The sequence below is a fragment of the Pseudomonas sp. AC083 genome, from assembly GCF_979253165.1.
In genome coordinates, this window is sequence record NZ_CEEDDH010000005.1 from 231,385 (window position 1) to 257,998 (window position 26,614).

The window sequence follows — 26,614 nt, forward strand, 5'->3', positions numbered from 1 at the left end:
AAAATCTGTGTTCACTGATCTCTATTGTGGGAGCGAGCCTGCTCGCGAAGGCGGCCGATCAGCCGCCGTAAACTTCAGCAGCGATCAAAATTTGTCGATGGCCCGGAAATTCTGCACCCGCTCGACTTCTTTCGGCTTATAAGCGCAATACCCCGGCCGCGGGCCGATCTTCGGGTGGTTGCGGCAGGTGTCCGGGCGCTTGTCATAAATGGTGCACAGGCGGGTTTTACGATCCAGGTAATAGCAGTCGTTGTTGCTCATGCGCTGGAGGGTGAAGATTCCCGACTTCTGATTGAAGCGCTCGACCAGACCTTCCTTTTGCAGGCGCTTGGCGATGTTCTTTGGCGGATCGCCCAGTTCGAACTCGTCGACCACGCCGATGCGCACCAGATCCTTGATCTTCACTTCGACCGGCAGCGTGCAGCAGCTGGACATGCACGAGCCGCACATCGGTGCCGAAAATTTGGCCCACGTATCGAGACGATCAATCTCGGCGGCGGCGATCAGGTTGGGCTTCATCATCGGGAGTTACCAGGCATGTATGCATCAGGGCGCGCGATCATACCGGGAGCGGTGGAATTTTGAACAACCTTTCGCCGGATATTTTCGCAGCGGCCGCATTTTGCCCGACAGGACGGCACGGCCCCTGCATTCATTGGCTCATCCGCCAGGGTTATGTCGCACTGGCGCACAGTCCGCGCAAATACTGCCGAACCAGAGCCGTTAGCGCCGGTCAGACCGTCTAGGCTCAGAAAATTCCCGCTCGCTCGAGGTCCTGTTGATGACTCAAGAACCACTAGTTCGCGAAGCAGAGGTGGCCGCATTCCGCGACGCCGTCCTGACCAAACTCACCTACGCCGTGGGCAAAGACCCCGATCACGCCTTCGACCATGACTGGTTCGAAGCCATCGCCCTGGCTGCGCGTGATCACATGGTCGAACACTGGATGGACCACACCCGACAGATCTATCGCAAAGGCCAGAAGCGGGTTTATTACCTCTCGCTGGAATTTCTCATCGGCCGTTTGCTCTACGACAGCCTGAGCAACCTCGGCCTGCTCGACGTCGCCCGTGAAGCGCTGACCGAACTGGGCGTCGATCTGGAGCGCATCCGCCTGCTGGAGCCCGACGCGGCGCTCGGCAACGGCGGCCTCGGTCGGCTCGCCGCGTGTTTCATGGAAAGCATGTCGACCCTCGGCATCGCCGGCCATGGCTATGGCATTCGTTATGAGCACGGCTTGTTCCGTCAGGCGATCGTCGATGGCTGGCAACAGGAGCAGACCGAACACTGGCTGGATTTCGGCAACCCTTGGGAATTCGAACGGCCGGAAGTGGCCTACCCGATCGGCTTCGGCGGCAGCGTCGAAACCGTCACCGATGCCTCCGGCAAGACTCGTCAGGTCTGGTCGCCGGCGGAAACCGTGCGCGCAATTGCTTATGACACGCCGGTGGTCGGCTGGCGCGGAGCGAGTGTCAACACTCTGCGTCTGTGGCGTGCCCGCGCCATGGAAGATCTGCACCTGGAGCGCTTCAACGCCGGTGACCACCTGGGCGCCGTGGCGGAAGTGGCCCGCGCCGAAAGTATCTCCCGCGTCCTTTATCCGGCCGACAGCACCGAAGCCGGGCAAGAACTGCGCCTGCGTCAGGAATACTTCTTCGTCGCCGCTTCGCTGCAGGATCTGCTGCGCCGTCATCGCAACATGCACACCTCGGTGCTGACCCTGGGTGATCACGCGGCGATCCAGCTCAACGACACTCACCCGTCAATCGCCGTGGCAGAACTGATGCGCCAACTGGTCGACGTCTACGACGTCGCGTGGGACGCAGCATGGCAAGTCACCGTCGACACTCTGTCGTACACCAACCACACGCTGCTGCCGGAAGCGCTGGAAACCTGGCCGGTCGGGCTGATGGAACGCATGCTGCCACGGCACATGCAGATCATTTATCTGATCAACGCGCAGCACATCGACTCACTGCGGGCCAAGGGCATTCATGACTTCGACGTGCTGCGCGCGGTGTCGCTGATCGAAGAAGACAACGGCCGCCGGGTGCGCATGGGCAACCTCGCGTTCCTCGGTTCGCACAGCGTCAACGGCGTATCCGGTCTGCATACGCAGCTGATGCGCAAAACCGTATTCGCCGAACTGCACAAGCTCTACCCTGAGCGGATCAACAACAAAACCAACGGCATCACCTTCCGCCGCTGGCTGTATCAGGCCAACCCGGAACTGACTTCGATGCTGGTCGATGCCCTCGGCCCGGACCTGCTCGATCATCCTGAAGAGCGCCTGCTCGAACTCGAGCCGTTCGCCGAGAAAACCGCGTTCCGCAAAGCCTTCGCCGAGCAGCGTTTGCACAGCAAGAAGGCGCTGGCCTATCTGATTCACGAGCGCCTCGGGATCGCGGTCAACCCGGCGGCGATGTTCGACGTGCAGGTCAAACGTATCCACGAATACAAGCGTCAGTTGCTCAACCTGATGCACACCGTGGCGTTGTACCAGGCGATTCGTGCCGAGCCGGAAGTCGACTGGGTGCCACGGGTGAAGATCTTTGCCGGTAAAGCGGCGGCGAGTTATCACCAGGCCAAGCTGATCATCAAGCTGACCAATGACATCGCTCGGGTGGTGAATAATGATCCGACTGTGCGCGGCCTGCTGAAAGTAGTGTTCCTGCCCAACTACAACGTCAGCCTGGCTGAAAGCATCATCCCGGCGGCGGACCTGTCCGAGCAGATTTCCACCGCCGGTTTCGAGGCGTCGGGCACCAGTAACATGAAGTTCGGCCTCAACGGCGCGCTGACCATCGGCACCCTCGACGGTGCCAACGTGGAAATGTGCGAGCGCATCGGTGCCGAGCACATGTTCATCTTCGGTCTCAGTGCGCAACAGGTTGAGGCGCGCAAGCAGAACCACGAGTTCAGCGCCGTACCCGACATCGCCGCCTCCCATCGTTTGAACGATGTGCTGCAAGCGATTCGCAGCGGTGTGTTCTCGCCGGACGATACCTCGCGTTACACCGGCCTGATCGACTCGTTGATCGACTATGACCGCTTTCTGGTCTGCGCCGATTTCGACTCCTATTGGGAGGCGCAGAAACGTGTCGATGCGCACTGGCACGACTCGCAGAACTGGTGGCGTTCGGCGGTGCTCAACACCTCGCGGATGGGCTGGTTCTCTTCCGACCGGACGATTCGCGAGTACGCCACGGATATCTGGAAAGCGCTGGAGTAACTTTCCCCGACAAATCTGCGCAAGGCCCAACGTTTGTTGGGCCGGATCGATATACTGAGCGCCGGTTAAAAGGCATCAATCATCGCCATTCCCTGTGGGAGCGAGCCTGCTCGCGAAGCGATCGTCGACTTAAACAGAAATGTTGGCTGACAATCCGCCTTCGCGAGCAGGCTCGCTCCCACACGGTTTGTGCCTAGACTGAAGCCATCGCCGGACTCGCCCCGCCCCGGGGCTGCTTAGGGATATCGACCATGCAATGGATGTTCATGTTGATCGGGCTGGTGCTCGGTGGACTGCTCGACGAGTCGTTCAGTGGCGCGCTGTTGGGTGCGCTGCTGGGGCTGGTCATCGGCCAGGCGCTGCGCATTGCGCGCCTTGGCTCGCAGGCGGCGGAGCAACAGCGTCAACTCGAGCAGGTGCGCGAAGCCTTGCAAGGCGTGGCTCAGCGGCTGTTTGTGCTGGAGGGTTCGCCCTCGCATGCGCCCGTGCCGTCACCTGAAGCCGAGCCAGTCGCCGCACCCGTCGACGTAGCTGAGCAGGCTGCCCCGACCCCTGAACTGATCTGGGAACTGCCCCCCGAACTCGAACCGATCTCCGCCGTCGCCCGCGAAACCAGCCAGCCGTTGCCGGCGGATGTCTGGCGCGCCGAACCGGCCCCCGTTGCACCACCGCAAAAACCCGCCGAACCCCGTGGCCCGAACCTGATCGAACGCGGCATCGGCGCTGCGCGCAACTGGCTGTTTGGCGGCAATACAGTGCTGCGCGTCGGTGTGGTGCTGCTGTTTTTCGGTCTGGCATTTTTACTGCGTTACGCCACCGAAGGCATGGTGGTGCCGATCGAGTTGCGGTACGCCGGCGTCGCGGCAGCGGCGTTGGCTCTGCTTGCGCTGGGCTGGTGGTTGCGCCGACGCAACAGCAACTATGCATTGATGCTGCAAGGCACCGGGATCGCGGTGTTGTACCTGACGGTGTTTGCGGCGATGCGTCTGCATCCGTTGCTTGATCCGTCCGCTGCACTCGGTTTGCTGGTCGCGGTGACGGTGTTCTCGGCCATTCTGGCGATTACTCAGGACGCGCTGGGATTGGCCGCAGCGGCAGCGTTGGGCGGTTTCGCCGCGCCGATTCTCACCTCTACAGGCGAAGGCAATCACGTCGCACTGTTCAGCTATTTCGCTCTGCTCAACGCGGGCATTCTTGCTATCGCCTGGTTCAAGGCCTGGCGCCTGCTTAACCTGATCGGTTTCGTCGGCACCTTCGGTATCGGTTTCGCCTGGGGCCTGCGTTCCTACACGCCGGAGCTGCTGTGGAGCACCGAGCCGTTCCTGATTGTGTTTTTCCTCATGTACCTCGCCATCGGCCTGCTGTTCGCCCGGCGCAAATTGCGCGACCTGCAGGATGCTCCGGCGGAGGCTGATCGCGAGGCGCTGCTGCAATGGTCGGCCCGCAAGGGTAATTATGTCGACGGCACCCTGCTGTTCGGCCCGCCGATCATTGGCTTCGGTTTGCAGTTTGCGTTGGTCCAGCACCTCGAATTTGCGGCGGCGTTCAGTGCGTTGGCGCTGGGCATGATCTATATGGCGCTGGCCAAAGTTTTGATGGGCGGGCGCGCGATGCTGCTGGGCGAAACCTGCCTGGCGCTGGGAGTGATTTTCGCCAGCCTGGCGATTCCGCTGGGGCTCGATGCGCGCTGGACTTCTGCGGCGTGGGCCGTGGAAGGCGCGGGAATTTTCTGGCTCGGGTTGCGTCAGCATCGGCCGTTTGCCCGGGCCTTTGCCTTACTGCTGCAACTGGGTTCGGCACTGGCGTTTCTCAGCCAGTTGCAGCCCGGCGAGAGCAGCCTGCTCGACGGCGCACCGCTGGGCGCGCTGATGCTCGGTGCGGCACTGCTGTTCAGTTTCCTCCATCTGCGCAAGGCCGCGCCAGAACAGACATCGCCGTGGGAAAGGCAAGGCCTGCCAGTGCTGGCGTGTCTGGGCCTGACGTTCCTGTATCTGCTGGCGCCGTTGTTCCTGTTCATCCAGGGCACGGCGATCAGTTGGGCCTTGGCCGGGTTGGCGACCTTGTTTGTTGGCTTGCGAATTCAATCGCGCACATTCCTGTTTACCGCGTTCGCCGTGCAGTTGCTGGGCGGCGCGTTGTTCCTGCTGCGCCTGCAAACGGCCGGCGAAGATTCGACGGCGGTGTTCAGCGCTGGCTGGAGCGGTTTGCTCAGTGCGTCCTTGATCGGGCTGGCCTTGATTGGCGGCATGCTGCTGGCGGCGCGGGACGAGATGGTGCGCGGTGATGTGCGCCTGCTGCACGGCTTGTCGGTGGTGCTGCTGGCCGGCTTGGTGCTGATCAATCTGGCGGTGCTGTTCGTGCTGCCGTGGCAAATCGCGAGTGCAGTGTGGGCGGCCAGCGGCTTGCTGATCATCTGGCTGAGCCTGTACCTGCAACAGCGTCTGAGTTTCGTTTTCGGGCTGCTGTTGCAGGTGGTCGGCGGCGCGGCGTTTCTGCTCGCCGGCCCCGAAAGGCTCGGGCCGTTGTCTAGCGAAGGATTGCAACCATTGGCCCATGGCGGCTTCTGGACACCGCTGGTGCTGGGGCTGGCCGCGCTGATCGGAGCGTGGCGCTTGCAATTGGGCAACCATGCCACGGCTTTTGATGCCTTGAGTTTGCAACGCTTGTCGCAAGTGCTGCTGGTCTGGGGCGCTGGCTGGTGGGCGCTGGCGTGGGTCAGCGAAATCCTGCGTTTCGCCTCGCCGAACCTGCAAGGCACATTGTTGCTGCTGGTCGCTGCGATCAGTGTGGCGCTGTGGACGCTGTTGTCACTGCGCTTGAAATGGCCGGCGCTGGGGTTGCTCTGCACCTTGCTGATTCCGGCGGCGACGCTGGTTTTGCTCGGCGCGTGGCATGCACGCTATCACCCGGCTGCCGACTTTGGCTGGCTGGCGTGGCCGGCGCTGTTCGCGGTGCATTTCTTCAGCCTGCGCCGCTTGGCGTCGATGTTGCCGGCGCGCGCATTGAGCGTGGCCCATGTGCTCGGTTGCTGGCTGCTGATTGGGGTGCTGGCGCTGGAGTTGCGTTACGGCCTGCTGTTGTTGTCCGAGCAGTACAACGCGTGGCGCTGGCTGGGCTGGGCGATTCTGCCGAGCTTCTATCTGTTGCTGATGGCTGCACCGCGCAACTGGCCGTGGCCGGTGGCCGCGTTTGCCCGCGAGTACCGCTTGTATGCCGCGGCACCGCTGGCGGTGCTGATGCTGGCGTGGTTCTGGCTGGCCAATGGCGTCAGCGATGGCAATGCCGAACCATTGCCTTACGTGCCGCTGCTCAACCCATTGGAGCTGGGCCTGCTGTTTGCGCTGTTCGGCGTTTATGTCTGGTCGCGCAGCGCGGTTGCGCAGTTGTCGATCCGTCAGGATCATGCCGACCACGCCACGCAACTGATCGCCGGGGTTTCGCTGTTCGCCTTCTGCACCGCGCTGGTCACCCGCGCGGCGCATCACTGGGCCGGCATCCCGTTCGAGCTTGATCAACTGCTCGCGTCGATGCTGGTGCAGGCCGGCCTGTCGATCGTCTGGACGTTGATGGCGCTGGGGCTGATGATCGGCGGCCATCTGCGCCATCGCCGCGAAGTGTGGCTGATCGGCGCGGCGCTGATTGCGCTGGTGGTGGCCAAACTGATTTTTGTCGAACTGAGCAACCGTGGCGGCCTCGCCCGGATCGTCTCGTTTATCGGTGTCGGCGTATTGCTGCTGGTGGTCGGCTACTTCGCGCCGCTGCCGCCGAAACGCGTCGAGGCTGAACCGGTGGCGGACAAACCTGCGCCGGAAACCGAAGGAGTTGCATCTTGAGTCGCATGCTGAATCTGGGTTGGTTGGCGCTGGGCGTGGTGATGGTCGCTGGCGCTCAGGAAAAACCGGCGGACTTCGCCACGCAAGTGCCGTTGACGGTGAGCGGCAATGGCCCGTGGTATCGCCTCGACCTGCCGCTGAGCGCGCAATTGCAGGCGCGCCAGACCGATCTCAGCGACCTGCGTGTGTTCAACGCCGCCGGCGAAGCGCAGGCCTATGCCTTGGCTCGCGAATCGGCGCAGACCCGCGACGACGGCAAGCTGCACGAGGTCAAGTGGTTCCCGCTGTACAACGCTGCCGACGCCAGCGAGCGTGCGCCGAATGTGCGCGTGCAGTCGACCACCAACGGCACCCTGGTCGAAGTGCAACCGTCCTCGCAACTGGAGGCGGGCGAAGAAGTGCTGCGCGGCTGGCTGCTCGATGCCAGTGCGATCAAGGCACCGTTGCAGCAGTTGATCCTCGACTGGACCAGCGAGCGCGACGGTTTCCAGCGTTTCAGCATCGAGGCCAGCGACGATCTGCAGCACTGGCAGTCATGGGGCGAGGGCCAGGTGGCACGGCTGACCTTTTCCGATGAGCGCATCGAACAGCACGAAGTGACCCTGCCGGGGCAGACCGCGCGCTATGTGCGCCTGTTGTGGGAGTCGCCGGGCTCGGCGCCCGTCCTGACGTCGGCGCAATTGAAAAGCAGCGACCCGCGCAACCTGCCGCTGCCCCTGCTGTGGTCGCCCAGCGTGGCCGGCAGCAGCACCAAGTCCGGGGAATACATCTGGCAGCTGCCGATGGGGCTGAATGTCGAGCGGGTGCAGGTTGAGCTGAAACAGCCGAACAGTCTGGCGCCAGTCACGTTGGCCGGCCGGAGGGAGAGCAACTTGCCGTGGCAGACGCTGAGCAGCGGTTTGCTGTATCGCCTGAGCCAGAACAATCAGGACGTGGTGCAGAACGAAATCCCGCTGTCCGCGCAGACCGTGCAGCAACTCAAGCTGACCGTGGATGAGCGCGGCGGCGGGTTGGGTGAGCAGGCGCCGGACCTGAAATACGCGGTGCGCGCCACGCAGGTGATTTTCCTCGCCCGGGGCGAAGGGCCTTACAGCCTGGCCTTGGGCAATGCCACGGTGAAAACCGCGAACCTGCCGCTGGCAACGTTGATTCCGGATTTCAAGCCAGAGAAGCTGGCGAGCCTGGGCAAGGCGACGGTGCAGGACGAAGCAGTGGCCACGCAAACCTCAACGGCGACGACGGCTGCGGTGGCCGGAACCAATTGGAAGAAGTTCGGGCTGTGGGCGGTGTTGCTGCTCAGTGTGGTGTTTCTCGGGGCGATGGCGTTCAGCCTGTTGCGCAAGCCGCCAGCCAATACCTGAGCATGGCGGCGCTTTGCGCCATTCGCGAGCGGGCTCGCTCCCACAATGGAATGCATTGCCCTGTGGGAGCGAGCCTGCTCGCGAAAGCGCCCGGGCAGACACTGAAAATCTTCAATCGCTCATGCCGAACCGAACTACGCTCAATCCGACACCTGAACTCTCCACCAACAATCACGTCTCATACAGGCAAATACACCCAGGCGCACGTTAGCCGGCGTCTTCGCTCGCTAGGTTTTCAGACTCCCTGTAAACTGCGCGGGTTTTCCGCCCCCCATTCCACCGGAGCCGTCCATGTCCCGCGTTACCTTGAGTCGCTATTTGATTGAGCAGACCCGCAGCAACAACACTCCTGCCGATCTGCGCTTTTTGATCGAAGTGGTAGCGCGTGCCTGCAAGGAGATCAGCCACGCCGTGTCCAAAGGCGCCCTGGGTGGTGTTCTGGGCAGCATGGGCACCGAGAACGTGCAAGGCGAAGTGCAGAAGAAGCTCGACGTGATCTCTAACGAGATCCTCCTCGAAGCCAACGAATGGGGCGGTCACCTGGCCGGCATGGCGTCCGAAGAAATGGACAACGCCTACCAGATCCCGGGCAAATACCCGAAAGGCGCATACCTGCTGGTCTTCGACCCACTGGACGGCTCGTCGAACATCGATATCAATGCCCCGGTCGGCACGATCTTCTCGGTACTGCGTTGCCCGAACGAGTACCTGAGCCAGAACGAGCCGCTGAACGAAAAAGCCTTCCTGCAGCCAGGCACTCAGCAAGTGGCCGCCGGTTACGCCATCTACGGCCCGCAGACCATGCTGGTGCTGACCCTGGGCGACGGCGTCAAAGGCTTCACCCTCGATCGCGAAATGGGCAGCTTCGTCCTGACTCACGAAGACATCACCATTCCTGAAACCACTCAGGAGTTCGCCATCAACATGTCCAACCAGCGTCACTGGGAAGCCCCGGTGCAGCGCTATGTCGGCGAGCTGCTGGCCGGTGAAGAAGGCCCGTTGAAGAAGAACTACAACATGCGTTGGGTCGCGGCGATGGTTGCCGACGTCCACCGCATCCTGACCCGTGGTGGTCTGTTCATGTACCCGCGCGACAGCCGCGAGCCGTCGAAACCGGGCAAGCTGCGCCTGATGTACGAAGCCAACCCGATGTCGTTCCTCGTCGAACAAGCCGGCGGCGCGTCCACTGACGGTCACCAGCGTATTCTCGACATCCAGCCGGAAGGCCTGCACCAGCGCGTTGCAGTGTTCCTCGGTTCGAAAGAAGAAGTCGCCCGCGCCACGGCTTACCACAAGGAATAAACCATGCACGCGCCCTGGCAGCCGTTGCTCGACTGGTGGTTCGGACACGCCGAATCAGCCAGCGAAGTAGCGGCCGAAAAGGGCAAGTTGTGGTTCGGCAAGCGAAACAGCCAAGACCTCGAAGCGCAGACGCGTTTCGGGGTCTTTGTCGATCAGGCCCTTGCCGGCGAATTGACCGAGTGGACGCAATGTCCCGAAGGCTTGCTGGCGGTGGTGCTGTTGCTCGATCAACTGCCACGCATGATCTATCGCGAAACCCCCAAAGCGTTTTCCGGTGATCTGCGCGCACAGAAGCTCGTCGCCCAAGGCATTGCAGCGGATTTCGATCGGCAATTGAAACCGATTCAGCGGGTATTCATTTATCTGGTATTCGAACACTGCGAAAACCTCGCGGTGCAGAATGAAGCCGTTTCCAGATTTATTGAATTGGTGGCTGAACAGCCAGAGTCGGAGCGGGCGGTATTTGCCGATAACCTGGACTATGCCGAGCGGCATCGGAAGGTGATTGCCCGGTTTGGCCGATTTCCGCATCGCAATGCGGTGTTGGGGCGGGAGTCTACGGCTGAAGAGTTGGTATTTCTTTCCGAACCTGGATCACGGTTCTAGTTTGCTGGGCTGGATCCAGTTCATCTAGCGCAAGAAATACGTCTTCAGCGTTTGTATAGTTTCCGCGATCGATTTCCTCGCTACCCAGCGCAAGGATTGCCAATAATGTGATTTGATCTGGATGAACCCCGTTGTGTTTCTTGTTCATCTGGCAAATTCCCGATGTTTGTATTGAAGACATTCTGCGTGATGCAGGCCGCCTTCGCGAGCAGGCTCGCTCCCACAGGATTTGGTGGTGCACTCAAATTGTGTAACCACCGGAGATACCTGTGGGAGCGAGCCTGCTCGCGAAGAGGCCTGAGGCCGCAGCTTAGATCCTGAAGCTGCCGACCAGATGCTTCAACCGCGCCGCCTGCTGCTCAAGATCCGAACAGGCGCGCAACGTCGCCTGCAAGTTCTCTACCCCTTCCTGATTCAGCGTGTTGATCTCGTTGATATCAACGTTGATCGACTCGACCACGGCGGTCTGTTCTTCGGTCGCGGTGGCCACCGACTGGTTCATGCCGTCGATTTCGCCGATGCGCTGGGTCACGCTGCCCAGACGCTCGCCGGCCTGGTTGGCGATGCCGACGCTGCTTTCGCTCTCACGCTGGCTCTCGGTCATGATGGTTACTGCCTGACGTGCGCCGACCTGCAACTCTTCGATCATCTTCTGCACTTGCTGCGCCGAATCCTGGGTGCGGTGCGCGAGGTTGCGCACCTCGTCGGCGACCACGGCGAATCCGCGTCCGGCTTCACCGGCGCGCGCGGCTTCGATGGCGGCGTTGAGTGCGAGCAGGTTGGTCTGCTGGGAGATGCTGGTGATTACTTCGAGAATCTGACCGATGTTCACCGTGTTGCTGTTAAGCGTTTCGATGTTGCCGCAAGAATCGCTGATCTTTGCCGACAGCTGTTGCATGGCGTTGATGGTTTTATCCACCACCTGCTGGCCGTCGACCGCGAGGCTGCGCGCATCGCTGGAATGCTGCGAGGCGAGGGCGGCGTTCTGGGCGATTTCCTGAGCGGCGGCGCCTAGCTGATTGATCGCGGCGGCGACGCTGTTGGTGCGGCTGGCCTGCTGGTCTGAGTTGTACATCGACGAGTTCGAGGCAGCGACCACACGCAGGGCGACTTCGTTGACTTGGCCGGTGGCCGAGGACACTTCGCGGATCGACGTATGAATGCGTTCGACGAAGCGGTTGAACGAAGTGCCCAGCGCGCCGAATTCATCGTTGCCGTGAATCACCAGACGCTTGGTCAGGTCGCCTTCGCCTTCAGCGATGTCATGCATCGCGCGGCCCATGGTCAGCAGTGGCTGCATCAGCACGCGAATCAGCATGCCAAGCAGGCCGATGATGATCAGCACGGCGATGACCATGGCGATCAGCGCCGAGGTGCGGAATTCGCTGAGCATCGAGAACGCGGTGTCTTTGTCGAGCACCAGCGCCACGTACCAGTCAGCCGATGGCACGCCGTTGACGCGAGTGAAGGAAATCAACTGGGTCTTGCCGTCGAACTCGACTTCTTTCAAACCCGGACTGACTTGAGGCGCGCCGTTCGGATAGGCCTCGGCGAGGGTCTTGAGCACCAGTTTGCTGTCCGGGTGAATCAGGATCTTGCCTTCGGCGCTGACGATGAACGCATGACCGTGGCCGCCGAAGTTCAGCGAGTTGATGATCGCGCTGACGCTGGTCAGGTCAATGTCGGCCCCGGCCACGCCGAGCATCTGGCCCTGACGCTGCACCGGCGTGGCGACGGTGATCACCAGCTTGCCCGACGAAGCGGCAATGTACGGTTCGGTGACGATGGTCTGCTGCGCGCTGTTGGCCGCTTTGTACCAGCCGCGCGCCCGTGGATCGTAGTCCGGCGCACGGTTGCCGGCCGGCACCGAGAACATCACACCGTCAGCGCCACCGAAATAGCTGAGCTGGAAATTGCCGGTGTAGGCGGGCAGGTCAATGATGCGCTTGAGGCTGGCGGGCGCATTGCCATCGACGGCGACTTGCTGCGACAGCGATTGCAGCAATTGAATGCGGCTTTCCAGCCACGTCTGGATGTTGCTGGTGGTCAGGCTGCCCAGTTCCTGCATGGTCGCTTCGGTGCTGCTGCTCAAGGCCTGACGCTGGCGATAGTCGTTGAAGAAGATGAAACAGGCGAACGCAACGGCCACCACAAGGGCAGCAGCCAGCAGAATCTTGTGGCTGAATTTCATGTTTCTGGTCATCGAATGAACTACCGCGAGGGGGCTGGTCAGGAAAGGGCGGCAATTTGCCATATTCGGCAGCGTTGCGCTGCTCTTATTTTCGACCGCGCCGCGCCAAAGATTAGGCGTTTGCAAGGAAAGTCGACGAAATGCTCGACGGCTTCACAAAGTTTTTGATTTACCGGCAAAAGCCGGACAGGCGGGCTGATAAATAGGCGTTCGGTCACGGAACCAGATGACACTTTTCTCTTCTAAGCTTCTGGTTGGCACCATGCCATCCCCCCTCGTTCCAGGAGTTTCACCATGTCGCTGCGATCTATCGCCCTGCTGTCGTTTTGCGTGCTGTTGGCCGCATGCAGCAAGGTCAATCAGGAAAACTACTCCAAGCTCTCGGCCGGCATGGCCAAGTCCGAAGTGGAAACCCTTCTCGGCAAGCCCACTGATTGCTCGGGCGCGCTCGGTATGTCCAGCTGCACCTGGGGCGACAAGAACAGCTTTATCAGCGTGCAATACGCCGGTGACAAAGTGCTGATGTTTTCCGGCCAAGGCCTGAAGTAAACCGGGGCTTCGCGCCCACGGAGAAAAAAATGAAGCGGTTATTGCTGATCCTTTTTGCTGGCCTGGTACTGGCTGGCTGCGCCACTTCCGGCGTCGACCCGTTGGCGCCCAAGACCGTCAACAGCGTCAATCTCAAGCGTTATCAGGGCACCTGGTATGAACTGGCACGCTTGCCGATGTACTTCCAGCGCCACTGCGCGCAATCCGAAGCCCATTACACACTCAAGCCTGACGGTAATGTCGGCGTGCTCAATCGTTGCCTGACCCCGGAGTGGCAGTGGGAAGAGGCAAAGGGCACGGCTTACCCACAAGTGCCGGGCAAGACCGACAAGCTCTGGGTCGAATTCGATAACTGGTTCTCGCGCCTGGTGCCGGGTGTGGCAAAGGGCGAGTACTGGGTGTTGTACGTCAGCGACGATTACAAGACCGCCATCGTCGGCGATCCGAGTCGCAAGTACCTGTGGCTGCTGTCACGCACTCCGACCGTCAACGGTGTAGTGCGCGAAGAATTGCTGAGCAAGGCGCGTCAGCAGGGTTACGACACCACACGCCTGATCTGGCGGGCGTCGGATCGGCAGATGGCCAAGACATCCAATTAAGCCTCGATACAAATCAACTGTGGGAGCGAGCCTGCTCGCGAAGAGGGTGTATCAGTCGATATGAATGTTGACTGATACACCGCTTTCGCGAGCAGGCTCGCTCCCACAGTTTGGTTTTGGGTCAACCCAAGAGATCGCGCAGGACCTGGGTGAAGGCTCGGGCGCTGTGCTCTTCGTCGGCATGCCGGCCATCGCGCACCACCCACTGACCATTGACCAGCACATCGCGCACCTGGCGATCGCCGCCGGCGAACAGCCAGCGATTGAGAATCCCGTCCCCCGAAGCCGTCGCCAGATACGGATCGTTGCCATCCAGGACAATCCAGTCCGCGCGCTTGCCCACTTCCAACGCGCCAATCGGCTGCCCCAGCGCCTGCGCGCCGCCGTCCAGCGCCGCGTCATACAGGGTGCGCCCGACCATCGGCTGCTGCGCGCCATACAAGCGATTACGCCGCTGATCGCGCAGGCGCTGGCCATATTCCAGCCAGCGCAACTCTTCCACTACGCTCAGCGACACATGGCTGTCGGAACCGATACCCATGCGCCCGCCCTGGGCAAGAAAATCCACCGCCGGGAAAATCCCGTCACCCAGATTCGCTTCAGTGGTCAGGCACAGCCCGGCGATCGCGCGACTGTTGGCCATCAGCGTGACTTCTTCCGGGTTGGCGTGGGTGGCGTGGACCAGACACCAGCGCTGATCGACTTCAGTATTTTCATACAGCCATTGCAACGGACGGCGACCGCTCCAGCTCAGGCAATCGTCGACTTCTTTCTGCTGCTCGGCGATATGGATGTGCACCGGGCATTGTTTGTCACTGGCCGCCAACACTTCGCTGATCTGCTGCGGCGTCACCGCACGCAACGAGTGGAAACACAGGCCCAGCGATTGCGCCTTTTGCTGCGCCAGTAACGGCTGCAACCGCGCTTGCAGATTCAGATAGTTTTCAGTGCTGTTGATAAAGCGGCGCTGGCCATCATTTGGCGTCTGGCCACCGAAACCGGAATGACTGTAGAGCACTGGCAGCAGGGTCAGACCGATTCCGCTTTCGCTGGCGGCCTGGCTGATGCGCAACGCCAGTTCCGCCGGATCGGCGTACGGTTGGCCGTTGCTGTCGTGGTGCACGTAGTGAAATTCGGCGACCGAGGTGTAACCGGCCTTGAGCATTTCGATGTACAGCTGACGGGCGATGATGCCGAGCTGATCGGGGCTGATTTTTCCGACGAGGCGGTACATCAGATCGCGCCAGGTCCAGAAACTGTCGTTGGGGTTGCCGGCCACTTCGGCCAGTCCAGCCATGGCGCGCTGGAAGGCGTGGGAGTGCAGATTGGGCATTCCCGGCAGCAACGGCCCGCGCAGCCGTTCGGCGCCGTCTGCGCTGGAATCGGCCTGGATTCGGGTCAACAGGCCATCGGCGCTGACCTCGAGACGTACATTGTTGGCCCATCCCTCAGGCAGCAGTGCGCGTTCGGCAAAGAAGGCGGACATCGTTCGGCACCCCATCGTGTGTTATTTGTATATACATATACAGACGTTTGCCTGCCCGGTAAACTCCGGCAAGCTAGTCACTTTCATCCAATGAACAGGGATCAACCGTGCCGACTCCGCCTCCAGTTTCTCCGTTGGCCGCGAACATGGGCGACAGTCCGGCGCCTTTGTACGCCCGCGTCAAACAGATGATTACCCAGCAGATCGACAGCGGTAACTGGCCGCCGCACTACCGCGTGCCGTCCGAAAGCGAACTGGTCAGCCAGCTCGGCTTCAGCCGCATGACCATCAACCGCGCCCTGCGCGAGATGACCGCCGACGGCCTGTTGGTGCGCATGCAAGGCGTGGGCACGTTTGTCGCCGAACCGAAGAGCCAGTCTGCGCTGTTCGAGGTGCATAACATTGCCGACGAAATCGCCTCGCGCGGCCATCGCCACACCTGCCAGGTCATCACCCTCGAAGAAGAAGCTGCCGGCTCCGAACGCGCCTTGGCGCTGGACATGCGCGAAGGTCAGAAGGTCTTCCACTCGCTGATCGTGCATTACGAAAACGACATTCCGGTGCAAATCGAAGACCGTTTCGTCAACGCCCTGGTCGCGCCGGAATACCTCAAGCAGGATTTCACCCTGCAAACGCCTTATGCCTATCTCAATCAGGTCGCGCCGCTGACCGAGGGCGAACATGTGGTCGAAGCCATCCTTGCCGAGCCGTCGGAGTGCAAGTTGCTGCAGATCGAAAAGGGCGAGCCGTGCTTGCTGATCCGCCGGCGAACCTGGTCGGGGCGTCAACCGGTGACGGCGGCGCGTTTGATCCACCCGGGCTCGCGTCATCGTCTGGAAGGGCGCTTTCATAAATGAATTATCAAGTGAAGGTCCTACGCGCCGAAGGCTACCCGCGCATGCCGTGGAAAAACGGCGGCGGCAGTACCGAGGAAATCACCCGTGATGCCGGCGCTGGCCTGGACGGTTTCGGCTGGCGTCTGTCGATTGCCGACATCACCGAATCGGGCGGTTTCTCGACATTCGCCGGTTACCAGCGAGTCATCACTGTGTTGCAGGGCGACGGCATGACCTTGTGCGTCGACGGTGACGATACCCGGCCATTGTTACCCCTGGACCCGTTTGCTTTCAGCGGCGAAAGCCAAGTGTCCTGCATCTTGCTCGGCGGTGCGATTCGCGATTTCAATCTGATCTACGCGCCGCAACGTTACAGCGCGCGATTGCAGTGGCTGGACGGCGAGCAGCGGTTCTTCAGCTCGGCATCGACGGTGCTGGTGTTCAGTGTCAGTGAGCGGATGGACGTGCGTGTTGGCGACGGCGTTTCGCAGCTCGGGCGGCATGATTGTCTGCAACTGGACGGCAACAGCGGGCTGGTCGAAGTCTCCACCCATGGCGCTTGCTGCATAGTCGAACTTCTCCAAAGCTGACCCCTGTGGCGAGGGGATTTATCCCCGCTGGGTCGCGAAGCGGCCCCATTCCTGATTAAAAAAAGCGGTCTGCTGCGCAGCCCAGCGGGGATAAATCCCCTCGCCACAAAATCCATCCCCACTCTTGTTTCCCTCCACGCACCAACTTGTTACCGAACGCCCCAGCGTGGCGCAAAACCCGGCCCACCCAGCCAGGCCCCACCGTCCTCAATCACACCCCGTAAAAATTTCATCCCCGCCAGAACCCTCGATTCAGGCGCTCTCCAGCCATGCCCGTGATTTTTCCTGAACACTCCTCCAGCAAGTTGGCCGCTCGATTGCATATGCTTGTATGTACAAGTAAAGACGTATGCGTATGAGTCGTCCGAGACTCTCCGCAGCGTCCACTGATTCGCTTGTCGCGCAGCACAGCGCGCAGGCTGCTGCCCACTGCCAGGGTTGGTTTGAATTGATCGCTGAGGAGTCTTTTTCGTGACTGACAATACCCAGAACAGCAACAAGTTTCGTGACGTGCAGATCCGCGCCGCACGCGGTAACACGCTGACCGCCAAGAGCTGGCTGACTGAAGCGCCGCTGCGCATGTTGATGAACAACCTCGACCCGGAAGTCGCCGAGAACCCGAAAGAGTTGGTGGTCTATGGTGGCATCGGTCGCGCCGCGCGCAACTGGGAGTGCTACGACAAGATCGTCGAGAGCCTGACCAACCTGAATGACGACGAAACCCTGCTGGTGCAGTCGGGCAAGCCGGTCGGCGTATTCAAGACTCATAGCAACGCGCCGCGCGTGCTGATCGCCAACTCCAACCTGGTGCCGCACTGGGCGAGCTGGGAACACTTCAACGAACTCGACGCCAAAGGCCTGGCCATGTACGGCCAGATGACTGCCGGCAGCTGGATCTACATCGGCAGCCAGGGCATCGTTCAGGGCACCTACGAAACCTTCGTCGAAGCCGGACGCCAGCATTACAACGCTGACCTCAAGGGCCGCTGGGTGCTCACCGCCGGCCTCGGTGGCATGGGCGGCGCGCAACCGCTGGCCGCCACTCTGGCCGGCGCCTGCTCGCTGAACATCGAATGCCAGCAGGTCAGCATTGATTTCCGCCTGAAAAGCCGTTACGTCGATGAGCAAGCCAAAGACCTCGACGACGCTCTGGCGCGCATCGACAAATACACTAAAGAAGGCAAAGCGATTTCCATCGCCCTGCTCGGCAACGCGGCGGAAATCCTGCCGGAGCTGGTCAAGCGTGGCGTGCGCCCGGACATGGTCACCGACCAGACCAGCGCCCACGATCCGCTCAACGGCTACCTGCCAGCCGGCTGGAGCTGGGATGAATACCGCGCCCGCGCCAAGACCGAACCAGCCGCTGTGATCAAAGCCGCCAAGCAGTCGATGGCGGTGCATGTGAAAGCCATGCTGGAGTTCCAGAAGCAGGGTATCCCGACCTTCGACTACGGCAACAACATCCGCCAGATGGCTCAGGAAGAAGGCGTCGAAAACGCTTTCGATTTCCCGGGCTTCGTGCCGGCCTACATCCGTCCGCTGTTCTGCCGTGGCATCGGCCCGTTCCGTTGGGCGGCGCTGTCGGGTGATCCACAGGACATCTACAAAACCGACGCCAAGGTCAAAGAGTTGATCCCCGACGACGCGCATTTGCACAACTGGCTGGACATGGCCCGCGAGCGCATCAGCTTCCAGGGTCTGCCGGCGCGTATCTGCTGGGTCGGTCTGGGCCAGCGCGCCAAGCTCGGCCTGGCCTTCAACGAAATGGTCCGTAGCGGTGAGCTGTCGGCCCCGGTGGTGATCGGCCGCGACCACCTCGACTCCGGCTCGGTGGCCAGTCCCAACCGCGAAACCGAATCGATGCAGGACGGTTCCGACGCCGTCTCCGACTGGCCGCTGCTCAACGCACTGCTGAACACCGCCAGCGGCGCGACCTGGGTCTCCTTGCACCACGGCGGCGGTGTCGGCATGGGCTTCTCGCAGCATTCGGGGATGGTGATCGTCTGTGACGGTACTGACGAAGCGGCCGAGCGCATCGCGCGCGTGCTGCACAACGACCCGGCGACTGGCGTCATGCGCCATGCCGATGCCGGTTACCAGATCGCCATCGACTGCGCGAAAGAGCAGGGGCTGAATCTGCCGATGATCACTGGTGGCAAGTAATACGCTTTTGCTTCATGTGGGAGCGAGCTTGCTCGCGAAGAGGCCGGCACAGTCAACATTTGTGTCGGCAGACAGATTGCTTTCGCGAGCAAGCTCGCTCCCACAGAAAAGCAGCTCCACCGATGCTCAGTGAACCCGAATAGCAATCCACAGAGGTTGAATCATGGCGGTTAACAACGAACGTGCAGGCAGTACCCCGTTGATCGAAAGGCGTTCGATCGACTACATCCCGGAAGCGGAAAGACACGGTCGTCTGTTCAGCCAGTTCACCCTGTGGATGGGCGCCAATCTGCAGATCACCGCGATCGTCACCGGGGCCCTGGCGGTGGTGCTTGGCGGTGATGTGTTCTGGTCGTTGATCGGTCTGCTGATCGGCCAACTGCTCGGCGGTGGCGTGATGGCGCTGCATGCCGCGCAGGGACCGAAACTGGGCTTGCCGCAGATGATCTCCAGCCGTGTGCAATTCGGCGTTTATGGCGCAGCGATTCCGATCGTGCTGGTGTGTCTGATGTACCTGGGTTTCACCGCCACCGGTACGGTGCTGTCCGGGCAAGCGCTGGGGCAGTTGTTCGGTGTCAGCGACAGTGTAGGCATCCTGATTTTCGCCAGTGTCATCGTGCTGGTCACGGTGCTCGGTTATCGGGTAATCCACTGGATCGGCCGCGTCGCCAGCGTGATTGGCGTGATCGCTTTTGTGTTCCTGTTCTGGCGGCTGATGAGCCAGACCGACGTTGGTGCGCTCCTGCAGATTCGTCATTTCAGCTGGAGCAGCTTTCTGCTGGCGGTGTCGTTGGCGGCGTCCTGGCAGATCGCTTTCGGCCCGTATGTAGCGGACTACTCGCGTTACCTGCCGAGCGCCACTTCATCGGTGAAAACTTTTTTCGCCGCTGGCGCAGGTTCGGTGATCGGCGCCCAGGTGGCGATGATCCTCGGCGTGTTTGCCGCCGCTTCGGCCAATGGTCAATTCGCCGGTCACGAAGTCGCTTACATCGTTGGTTTAGGCGGCACCGGCGCCACCGCCGCGCTGCTGTATTTCAGCATCGCGTTCGGCAAGGTGACCATTTCGACGCTGAACTCCTACGGCAGCTTCATGTGCATCGCCACCATCATCAGTGGTTTCAAAGGGCACCTGACGGTTACCCGCATGCAGCGGCTGGTGTTCGTGCTGTTCATCGTCGGCGCCGCGACACTGATTGCCCTGCTCGGGCAGCACTCGTTCCTCGGTGCGTTCAAGTCGTTCATCCTGTTTCTGCTCGCCTTCTTCACCCCGTGGAGCGCGATCAATCTGGTCGACTACTACTGCATCACCCGCGAGCGTTACGACGTGCCGGCGCTGGCCGATCCGAACGGCCGCTACGGCCGCTGGAACCTGCTCGGCATCAGCGTCTATGTATTCGGCGTGCTGGTGCAGCTGCCGTTCATCTCGACCAAGTTCTACACCGGGCCGCTGGTGGCAGCGCTGGGGGATGTGGATATCTCTTGGATCATCGGCCTGGTGCTGCCGGCCGCCGTCTATTACTTCTGCGCAAAAAAATGGCACAGCGCAGTGCCCGATCGCCTGATTTTGCCGGTCGAGCAGAACAGCACCCAACAAGCAAAAACGAGCGGGGCCGGTCGCGCTGCGGCGCAGGCCTGATCTGGACGTGGACCAGGCTGGATGCCTCTTGAACTGCCGTAAGCCCATTCATGATTAGGAGCGTCACGACAATGAAATCGAACAAGACCCTGCTGACCACATTGCTGTCCATGGGCCTGTTGGCCAGTGCCGGTGCGACGCAAGCCGCCGGCTGGTGCGAATCGGGCAAACCGGTGAAATTCGCCGGGCTGAACTGGGAGAGCGGCATGCTCCTGACCGACGTGCTGCAAGTGGTGCTGGAGAAAGGTTACGGCTGCAAGACCGACAGCCTGCCGGGCAATTCCATCACCATGGAAAACGCCCTGAGCAGCAACGATATTCAAGTGTTCGCCGAAGAGTGGGTCGGCCGTAGCGAGGTCTGGAACAAGGCCGAGAAGGCCGGCAAGGTCATCGGTGTCGGCGCGCCAGTGGTGGGTGCTGTCGAAGGCTGGTACGTGCCGCGTTACGTGATCGAAGGCGACGCCAAGCGCAAGCTCGAGGCGAAAGCCCCGGACCTGAAAAATATCGCTGACCTGGGCAAGTATTCCGCCGTGTTCAAGGACGCCGAAGAGCCGTCCAAGGGCCGCTTCTATAACTGCCCGGCCGGCTGGACCTGCGAGCTCGACAACAGCGAAATGCTCAAGAGTTATGGCCTGGAAAACAGTTACACCAACTTCCGCCCAGGCACAGGACCTGCGCTGGATGCGGCAGTGCTGTCGAGCTACAAGCGTGGCGAGCCGATCCTTTTCTACTACTGGTCGCCGACGCCGCTGATGGGCCAGATCGACGCGGTCAGGCTTGAAGACCAGGCGCAGGGCAACAAGACCATTAGCATCAAGGTCGGCCTGTCGAAAACCTTCCACGACGAAGCCCCGGAACTGGTCGCCGTGCTGGAAAAGGTCAACCTGCCGATCGATCTGCTTAATCAGAACCTCGGGCGCATGGCCAAGGAACGTATCGAGTCGGCAAAACTGGCGAAAATCTTCCTCAAGGAACATCCTGAAGTCTGGCACGCATGGGTGAGCGACGACGCAGCCAAGAAAATCGACGCGGCCTTGTAGGTCAGGTTTCCCGGCTGCCAGTACGGCAGCCGGACGCTTGATCGCAACCCCTTGATTGAGAGTCCCTTATGTTTCCCGAAAGCTTTACCTTTTCCATCGCCGACTGGGTCAACGGTTGGGTCGATTCGCTGGTGACCAATTACGGCGATGTGTTCCGGCATATCTCCGACACGCTGCTGTGGGCCATCGTCAGTCTCGAAGGTTTGCTGCGTGCGGCGCCGTGGTGGTTGATGCTGGCAATCGTCGGTGTCATCGCCTGGCACGCCACGCGCAAAGTCGTGACCACGGCAGTCATTGTCGGTCTGCTGTTCCTCGTCGGCGCCGTTGGTCTGTGGGACAAACTCATGCAGACCCTGGCGCTGATGATGGTCGCGACGATCATTTCGGTGCTGATCGGCATCCCGCTGGGGATTCTCTCGGCGCGCAGCAATCGCCTGCGTTCGGTGCTGATGCCGCTGCTCGACATCATGCAGACCATGCCGAGTTTCGTTTACCTGATTCCGGTGCTGATGCTGTTCGGCCTGGGCAAGGTGCCGGCGATTTTCGCCACAGTGATCTACGCCGCGCCGCCGCTGATTCGCTTGACCGATCTGGGTATTCGCCAGGTCGACGGTGAAGTGATGGAGGCGATCAACGCCTTCGGCGCCAATCGCTGGCAGCAACTGTTTGGCGTGCAACTGCCGCTGGCGCTGCCGAGCATCATGGCCGGGATCAACCAAACCACGATGATGGCCCTGTCGATGGTGGTGATCGCTTCGATGATCGGCGCCCGTGGCCTCGGTGAAGACGTACTGGTGGGGATTCAGACCCTCAACGTCGGCCGTGGCCTCGAAGCCGGGCTGGCGATCGTGATTCTCGCGGTGGTCATCGACCGCATCACTCAAGCGTACGGTCGGCCACGCCACGAGGTGAGCAAATGAGCAATGCAAGCGTGAGCAAGATCGAAGTACGCAACGTCTTCAAGATTTTCGGCAACCGCGCCAAGGACGCGCTGGCCATGGTCGGCCAGGGCAAGAGCAAGGATCAGGTGCTCAACGAAACCGGTTGCGTGGTCGGCGTGAACGACTTGTCGCTGAGCATCGGCACCGGCGAAATCTTTGTGATCATGGGCCTGTCCGGCTCGGGCAAATCCACCCTGGTGCGCCACTTCAATCGCCTGATCGACCCCACCAGCGGGGCGATTCTGGTCGATGGCGAGGACATCCTGCAGTACGACATGGACGCCCTGCGCGAATTTCGTCGACACAAGATCAGCATGGTGTTCCAGAGCTTCGGCCTGCTGCCGCACAAGACCGTGCTCGATAACGTCGCCTACGGCCTGAAAGTGCGCGGCGAGAGCAAGCAGGTCTGCGCCGAACGCGCGCTGCACTGGATCAATACCGTCGGCCTCAAAGGCTACGAAAACAAATACCCGCACCAGCTCTCCGGCGGCATGCGTCAGCGCGTCGGCCTCGCCCGTGCATTGGCGGCGGACACCGACATCATCCTGATGGACGAAGCGTTCAGTGCGCTGGACCCGCTGATCCGCGCCGAGATGCAGGACCAGTTGCTGGAACTGCAAAAGACCCTGCACAAAACCATCGTCTTCATCACCCACGACCTCGACGAAGCCGTGCGCATCGGCAATCGCATCGCGATTCTCAAGGATGGCCGGTTGATTCAGGTCGGCACGCCAAGAGAGATCCTGCATTCACCGGCCGATGAGTATGTCGACCGGTTTGTGCAGCGGCGCGCGGCGGTGGTGTGACGCTGAGTGGCCGTTGTGGTGAGGGGATTTATCCCCGTTCGGCTGCGAAGCAGTCGTAAAACCGGCCACTGCGGTCTGTCTGACGGATTTGCGGGCATGGTTTGGGGCGGCTTCGCCACCCAACGGGGATAAATCCCCTCACCACAGGGTTACCGGCATCAACAGAATTGGTATGAGGTTAGAGATGTCCCAGGCTGAAAAAATCGTTATCACAGGCAGCCCTCTACGTTGGCAGGACGTGGTCGCTGTCGCCCGTCACGGTGCGCCGCTGGAACTGTCCAGCGACACCTGGGCGCGCATCGACAACGCCCAAGCCATCGTTCAGCGCATCGTCGCCAGCGGCGAGCGTGCCTATGGCGTCAACACCGGTCTGGGCGGTCTGTCCAACGTTTCGCTGCAAGACGAACAGCTCAGCCAACTCTCGCGCAACACCCTGCTCAGCCATGCCTGCGGTGTCGGCCCGGTGCTCAGCGACGAGCAGACCCGCGCGATCATCTGCGCCGCGATCCACAACTACAGCCACGGCAAATCCGGCCTGCATCGGCGCGTGGTCGAAGGGCTGCTGGCGCTGCTCAATCGCGGCATCACTCCGCAGGTGCCGTCGCAGGGTTCGGTGGGTTATCTGACGCACATGGCGCACATCGGCATCGCGCTGCTCGGCGTTGGCAATGTCAGCTATCGCGGGCGGATCATTTCGGCGCAACAGGCGCTGGCCGAGGAGGGTCTGCAACCTGTGCAGCTCGGCGCGAAGGATGGCTTGTGTCTGGTCAACGGCACGCCGTGCATGACCGGCCTCAGCTGTCTGGCGATTGCCGATGCCACGCGACTGCTGCAATGGGCCGACGTCATCGGTGCGATGAGTTTCGAAGCCCAGCGCGGCCAGATCGATGCCTTCGATGCCGAGATCATCGCGCTCAAGCCGCATCCGGGCATGCAGCAGGTCGGCAACAACCTGCGCGCCTTGCTCGATGGCAGCGAAGTGATCGCCGCGAGCAAAGGCATTCGCACTCAGGATGCGCTGAGCATTCGTTCGATCCCGCAGGTTCACGGCGCCGCCCGTGATCAACTGGAGCATGCGATCAAACAGGTCGAAGCCGAACTCAACGGCTGCACCGACAACCCGTTACTGCTGGGCACGCCGGACAATTTCCGGGTGATGTCGCAGGCCAACCCCCACGGTCAATCCGTGGCGATGGCGGCGGATCTGCTGGCGATTGCCATGGCCGAAATCGGCTCGATTGCCGAGCGCCGTCTGGACCGTTTGGTCAATCCGCACGTCAGCGGTCTGCCGGCGTTTCTGGTGGCCAATCCCGGGGTCAACTCGGGGATGATGATCGTGCAATATGTCGCCGCCTCGCTGTGTGCGGAAAACCGTCAATTGGCGCAACCGGCGGTGCTCGACAACTACATCACCTCGGGCCTGCAGGAAGATCACCTGAGCATGGGCACCAACGCCGCGCTGAAGCTGCATCGTGCGCTGGAAAACTGCACGCAGATCCTCGCAATTGAATACCTGCTGGCGGCGCAGGCGTTTGAATTCCTCAAGGAACAGCGCTTTGGCGTGGGCACTGACCGCGCGTGGAAACTGCTGCGCGAAACGGTCCCGGCCTACGATCAGGATCGCTGGCTGGCGCCGGATATCGCTGCCGCTGCGACCGTGTTGAAAAACCCGAATCTGCCGCACAACGTTCTCCCGAATTTGCACTGACAACTACCCATACCAGCGTGCCAAGGCGTGGATCGTTCACAAGACGAGAAGCGACGGATAACGGAATGCTCCGGAGCGACTGGTAGTTAATAACAATGCCTAACAGGAGCATTTTAATGACTGCGCTGAACCTGATCCCCGGCCAACTGAGCCTGGCCCAACTGCGTGACGTCTACCAGCATCCGGTCACACTGACTCTCGACAACAGCGCCAGCGCGCAGATCGAGGCCAGCGTCGCCTGCGTCGAGCAGATCCTTGCCGAGAACCGCACCGCCTACGGCATCAACACCGGTTTCGGTCTGCTGGCCTCGACGCGCATCGCCAGCGAAGACCTGGAGAACCTGCAGCGTTCGCTGGTGCTCTCGCACGCGGCCGGCGTCGGCCAGCCGATCAGTGATGACCTTGTGCGACTGATCATGGTGCTCAAGGTCAACAGTCTCAGCCGTGGTTTTTCCGGGATCCGTCGGCAGGTGATCGATGCGCTGATCGCGCTGATCAATGCTGAGGTCTATCCGCATATTCCGTTGAAAGGTTCGGTCGGTGCGTCGGGCGATCTGGCGCCGTTGGCGCACATGTCGCTGGTGCTGCTGGGCGAGGGCAAGGCCCGCTACAAGGGCGAATGGCTTGAGGCCACCGAAGCGCTGAAAGTCGCCGGCCTGGCGCCGCTGACGTTAGCGGCTAAAGAAGGTCTGGCGCTGCTCAACGGTACCCAGGTTTCCACGGCGTTTGCGCTGCGCGGTTTGTTCGAAGGCGAGGATCTGTTTGCCGGTGCAGTGGCGCTGGGCAGTCTTACTGTTGAAGCCGTGCTCGGTTCGCGCTCGCCGTTCGACGCGCGCATTCATGCCGCACGTGGGCAGAAAGGTCAGATCGATGCCGCTGCCGCGTACCGCGATCTGCTCGGTGAGCGCAGCGAAGTCTCCGCCTCGCACCAGAATTGCGACAAGGTCCAGGACCCGTACTCGCTGCGCTGCCAGCCGCAAGTCATGGGCGCCTGCCTGACCCAGTTTCGTCAGGCCGCTGAAGTGCTGGCAGTGGAAGCCAACGCGGTTTCCGATAACCCTTTGGTATTCGCCGCCGAAGGCGACGTGATTTCCGGCGGCAACTTCCACGCTGAACCGGTGGCCATGGCTGCTGACAACATGGCCCTGGCCATCGCTGAAATCGGCTCGCTGAGCGAGCGGCGCATCTCGCTGATGATGGACAAGCACATGTCGCAACTGCCGCCGTTCCTGGTGGCCAATGGCGGGGTGAACTCCGGTTTCATGATCGCTCAGGTCACCGCTGCGGCGTTGGCCAGTGAAAACAAGGCGTTGTCCCATCCACATTCGGTGGACAGCCTGCCGACCTCGGCCAACCAGGAGGACCACGTATCGATGGCCCCGGCGGCGGGCAAGCGTCTGTGGGAAATGGCCGAGAACACTCGCGGCATTCTCGCCGTGGAATGGCTGGCGGCGGTGCAGGGCCTGGATCTGCGCAACGGCCTGAAGACCTCGCCGAAGCTCGAACAGGCGCGGGCGATTTTGCGCAAGGAAGTGCCGTTCTATGAAAAGGACCGCTTCTTTGCACCGGACATCAATGCTGCGACGCAATTGCTGGCGTCGCGGTGCTTGACCGAGCTGGTGCCGGCGAAGCTTTTGCCGAGCCTTTAACCCTACCCACTGATCGTTCCCACGCTCTGCGTGGGAATGCCTCAAGGGACGCTCCGCGTCCAGTGACGCGGAGCGTCACGGGCTGC

At 61.3% G+C, this 26,614-nt stretch carries 19 protein-coding genes; 16 read left to right on the plus strand and 3 right to left on the minus strand.

All coding sequences use genetic code 11. The features are described from left to right. Positions 1–84 precede the first annotated feature (84 nt). Positions 85–522 carry a YkgJ family cysteine cluster protein gene (locus AC0IXA_RS11410; protein ID WP_341638397.1) on the minus strand — a complete coding sequence of 146 codons (438 nt, stop codon included), beginning with the start codon at positions 520–522 and terminating at the stop codon, positions 85–87. Between the two features lie 259 nt (positions 523–781). Between AC0IXA_RS11410 and AC0IXA_RS11415 the strand changes: the two genes are divergently transcribed. The 5 genes from AC0IXA_RS11415 to AC0IXA_RS11435 all read left to right on the plus strand — a co-directional run bounded on the left by AC0IXA_RS11415 (position 782) and on the right by AC0IXA_RS11435 (position 10,334). Next, positions 782–3,232, plus strand: a complete 2,451-nt coding sequence (locus tag AC0IXA_RS11415; protein ID WP_016772100.1) for a glycogen/starch/alpha-glucan phosphorylase — start codon at positions 782–784, stop codon at positions 3,230–3,232. Between the two features lie 251 nt (positions 3,233–3,483). Further along, complete coding sequence (locus AC0IXA_RS11420) at positions 3,484–7,065, plus strand: DUF2339 domain-containing protein (protein ID WP_471813079.1); 3,582 nt, start codon at positions 3,484–3,486, stop codon at positions 7,063–7,065. Beyond that, positions 7,062–8,426 carry a DUF3999 domain-containing protein gene (locus tag AC0IXA_RS11425; protein ID WP_471813081.1) on the plus strand — a complete coding sequence of 455 codons (1,365 nt, stop codon included), beginning with the start codon at positions 7,062–7,064 and terminating at the stop codon, positions 8,424–8,426. Before AC0IXA_RS11420 ends, AC0IXA_RS11425 begins: the two co-directional genes overlap by 4 nt. Before the next feature lie 291 nt (positions 8,427–8,717). After that, positions 8,718–9,728: a class 1 fructose-bisphosphatase gene (locus tag AC0IXA_RS11430; RefSeq protein ID WP_016772098.1), complete on the plus strand. Its 1,011-nt coding sequence runs from the start codon at positions 8,718–8,720 to the stop codon at positions 9,726–9,728. 3 nt (positions 9,729–9,731) lie between these two features. Continuing rightward, positions 9,732–10,334, plus strand: a complete 603-nt coding sequence (locus AC0IXA_RS11435) for a DUF924 family protein (RefSeq protein WP_341638401.1) — start codon at positions 9,732–9,734, stop codon at positions 10,332–10,334. Positions 10,335–10,644: 310 nt separating this feature from the next. On the opposite strand, the gene AC0IXA_RS11440 is transcribed toward AC0IXA_RS11435, so the two are convergent. Next, positions 10,645–12,537: a methyl-accepting chemotaxis protein gene (locus AC0IXA_RS11440; protein WP_341638402.1), complete on the minus strand. Its 1,893-nt coding sequence runs from the start codon at positions 12,535–12,537 to the stop codon at positions 10,645–10,647. A 282-nt stretch (positions 12,538–12,819) separates the two neighbouring features. Here AC0IXA_RS11440 and AC0IXA_RS11445 point away from each other — a divergent pair, with 282 nt between their 5' ends. Further along, the gene (locus tag AC0IXA_RS11445; RefSeq protein WP_016772095.1) at positions 12,820–13,074 is read left to right on the plus strand and encodes a hypothetical protein; all 255 of its coding nucleotides are present in this window, start codon (positions 12,820–12,822) and stop codon (positions 13,072–13,074) included. Between the two features lie 29 nt (positions 13,075–13,103). Next, a complete protein-coding gene (locus tag AC0IXA_RS11450) occupies positions 13,104–13,673 on the plus strand; it encodes a lipocalin family protein (RefSeq protein ID WP_016772094.1) in 570 nt (189 codons plus the stop codon). Positions 13,674–13,794: 121 nt separating this feature from the next. Here the strand turns inward: AC0IXA_RS11450 and AC0IXA_RS11455 are convergent, their stop codons facing one another. Then, positions 13,795–15,159, minus strand: a complete 1,365-nt coding sequence (locus tag AC0IXA_RS11455; RefSeq protein ID WP_471813085.1) for a formimidoylglutamate deiminase — start codon at positions 15,157–15,159, stop codon at positions 13,795–13,797. A gap of 146 nt (positions 15,160–15,305) precedes the next feature. Between AC0IXA_RS11455 and hutC the strand changes: the two genes are divergently transcribed. The 9 genes from hutC to hutH (AC0IXA_RS11500) all read left to right on the plus strand — a co-directional run bounded on the left by hutC (position 15,306) and on the right by hutH (AC0IXA_RS11500) (position 26,528). Continuing rightward, positions 15,306–16,016, plus strand: coding sequence for a histidine utilization repressor (gene hutC, locus AC0IXA_RS11460; RefSeq protein ID WP_162803449.1), 711 nt, complete (start codon positions 15,306–15,308; stop codon positions 16,014–16,016). Next, positions 16,013–16,585: a HutD/Ves family protein gene (locus AC0IXA_RS11465; RefSeq protein WP_341638404.1), complete on the plus strand. Its 573-nt coding sequence runs from the start codon at positions 16,013–16,015 to the stop codon at positions 16,583–16,585. Before hutC ends, AC0IXA_RS11465 begins: the two co-directional genes overlap by 4 nt. A 471-nt stretch (positions 16,586–17,056) precedes the next feature. Then, positions 17,057–18,748 (plus strand): urocanate hydratase, encoded by a 1,692-nt coding sequence (hutU, locus tag AC0IXA_RS11470; protein ID WP_243241445.1) that lies wholly within the window; start codon positions 17,057–17,059, stop codon positions 18,746–18,748. 163 nt (positions 18,749–18,911) lie between these two features. After that, positions 18,912–20,384, plus strand: coding sequence for a purine-cytosine permease family protein (locus tag AC0IXA_RS11475; protein ID WP_350569379.1), 1,473 nt, complete (start codon positions 18,912–18,914; stop codon positions 20,382–20,384). Between the two features lie 71 nt (positions 20,385–20,455). Further along, positions 20,456–21,424: an ABC transporter substrate-binding protein gene (locus AC0IXA_RS11480; RefSeq protein ID WP_123444029.1), complete on the plus strand. Its 969-nt coding sequence runs from the start codon at positions 20,456–20,458 to the stop codon at positions 21,422–21,424. Between the two features lie 68 nt (positions 21,425–21,492). Then, on the plus strand, positions 21,493–22,344 hold the full coding sequence (locus tag AC0IXA_RS11485; protein ID WP_016772087.1) for an ABC transporter permease: 852 nt from the start codon (positions 21,493–21,495) through the stop codon (positions 22,342–22,344). Next, a complete protein-coding gene (locus AC0IXA_RS11490; RefSeq protein WP_016772086.1) occupies positions 22,341–23,171 on the plus strand; it encodes a quaternary amine ABC transporter ATP-binding protein in 831 nt (276 codons plus the stop codon). Before AC0IXA_RS11485 ends, AC0IXA_RS11490 begins: the two co-directional genes overlap by 4 nt. Positions 23,172–23,355: 184 nt before the next feature. Then, entirely contained in the window at positions 23,356–24,879 is a 1,524-nt protein-coding gene (gene hutH / locus AC0IXA_RS11495) for a histidine ammonia-lyase (RefSeq protein WP_471813088.1), read from the plus strand. 116 nt (positions 24,880–24,995) lie between these two features. Continuing rightward, a complete protein-coding gene (gene hutH / locus AC0IXA_RS11500) occupies positions 24,996–26,528 on the plus strand; it encodes a histidine ammonia-lyase (RefSeq protein WP_341638406.1) in 1,533 nt (510 codons plus the stop codon). The last annotated feature ends 86 nt before the right edge of the window (positions 26,529–26,614 follow it).

Excerpts from the sequence above, each read along its gene's own strand:
- AC0IXA_RS11410 (WP_341638397.1), bottom strand. The coding sequence starts at position 522 with ATGATGAAGCCCAACCTGATCGCCGCCGCCGAGATTGATCGTCTCGAT.
- AC0IXA_RS11415 (WP_016772100.1), top strand. The coding sequence starts at position 782 with ATGACTCAAGAACCACTAGTTCGCGAAGCAGAGGTGGCCGCATTCCGC.
- AC0IXA_RS11420 (WP_471813079.1), top strand. The coding sequence starts at position 3,484 with ATGCAATGGATGTTCATGTTGATCGGGCTGGTGCTCGGTGGACTGCTC.
- AC0IXA_RS11430 (WP_016772098.1), top strand. The coding sequence starts at position 8,718 with ATGTCCCGCGTTACCTTGAGTCGCTATTTGATTGAGCAGACCCGCAGC.
- AC0IXA_RS11435 (WP_341638401.1), top strand. The coding sequence starts at position 9,732 with ATGCACGCGCCCTGGCAGCCGTTGCTCGACTGGTGGTTCGGACACGCC.
- AC0IXA_RS11440 (WP_341638402.1), bottom strand. The coding sequence starts at position 12,537 with ATGACCAGAAACATGAAATTCAGCCACAAGATTCTGCTGGCTGCTGCC.
- AC0IXA_RS11445 (WP_016772095.1), top strand. The coding sequence starts at position 12,820 with ATGTCGCTGCGATCTATCGCCCTGCTGTCGTTTTGCGTGCTGTTGGCC.
- AC0IXA_RS11450 (WP_016772094.1), top strand. The coding sequence starts at position 13,104 with ATGAAGCGGTTATTGCTGATCCTTTTTGCTGGCCTGGTACTGGCTGGC.
- AC0IXA_RS11455 (WP_471813085.1), bottom strand. The coding sequence starts at position 15,159 with ATGTCCGCCTTCTTTGCCGAACGCGCACTGCTGCCTGAGGGATGGGCC.
- hutC (WP_162803449.1), top strand. The coding sequence starts at position 15,306 with ATGGGCGACAGTCCGGCGCCTTTGTACGCCCGCGTCAAACAGATGATT.
- AC0IXA_RS11465 (WP_341638404.1), top strand. The coding sequence starts at position 16,013 with ATGAATTATCAAGTGAAGGTCCTACGCGCCGAAGGCTACCCGCGCATG.
- AC0IXA_RS11475 (WP_350569379.1), top strand. The coding sequence starts at position 18,912 with ATGGCGGTTAACAACGAACGTGCAGGCAGTACCCCGTTGATCGAAAGG.
- AC0IXA_RS11480 (WP_123444029.1), top strand. The coding sequence starts at position 20,456 with ATGAAATCGAACAAGACCCTGCTGACCACATTGCTGTCCATGGGCCTG.
- AC0IXA_RS11485 (WP_016772087.1), top strand. The coding sequence starts at position 21,493 with ATGTTTCCCGAAAGCTTTACCTTTTCCATCGCCGACTGGGTCAACGGT.
- AC0IXA_RS11490 (WP_016772086.1), top strand. The coding sequence starts at position 22,341 with ATGAGCAATGCAAGCGTGAGCAAGATCGAAGTACGCAACGTCTTCAAG.
- hutH (WP_471813088.1), top strand. The coding sequence starts at position 23,356 with ATGTCCCAGGCTGAAAAAATCGTTATCACAGGCAGCCCTCTACGTTGG.
- hutH (WP_341638406.1), top strand. The coding sequence starts at position 24,996 with ATGACTGCGCTGAACCTGATCCCCGGCCAACTGAGCCTGGCCCAACTG.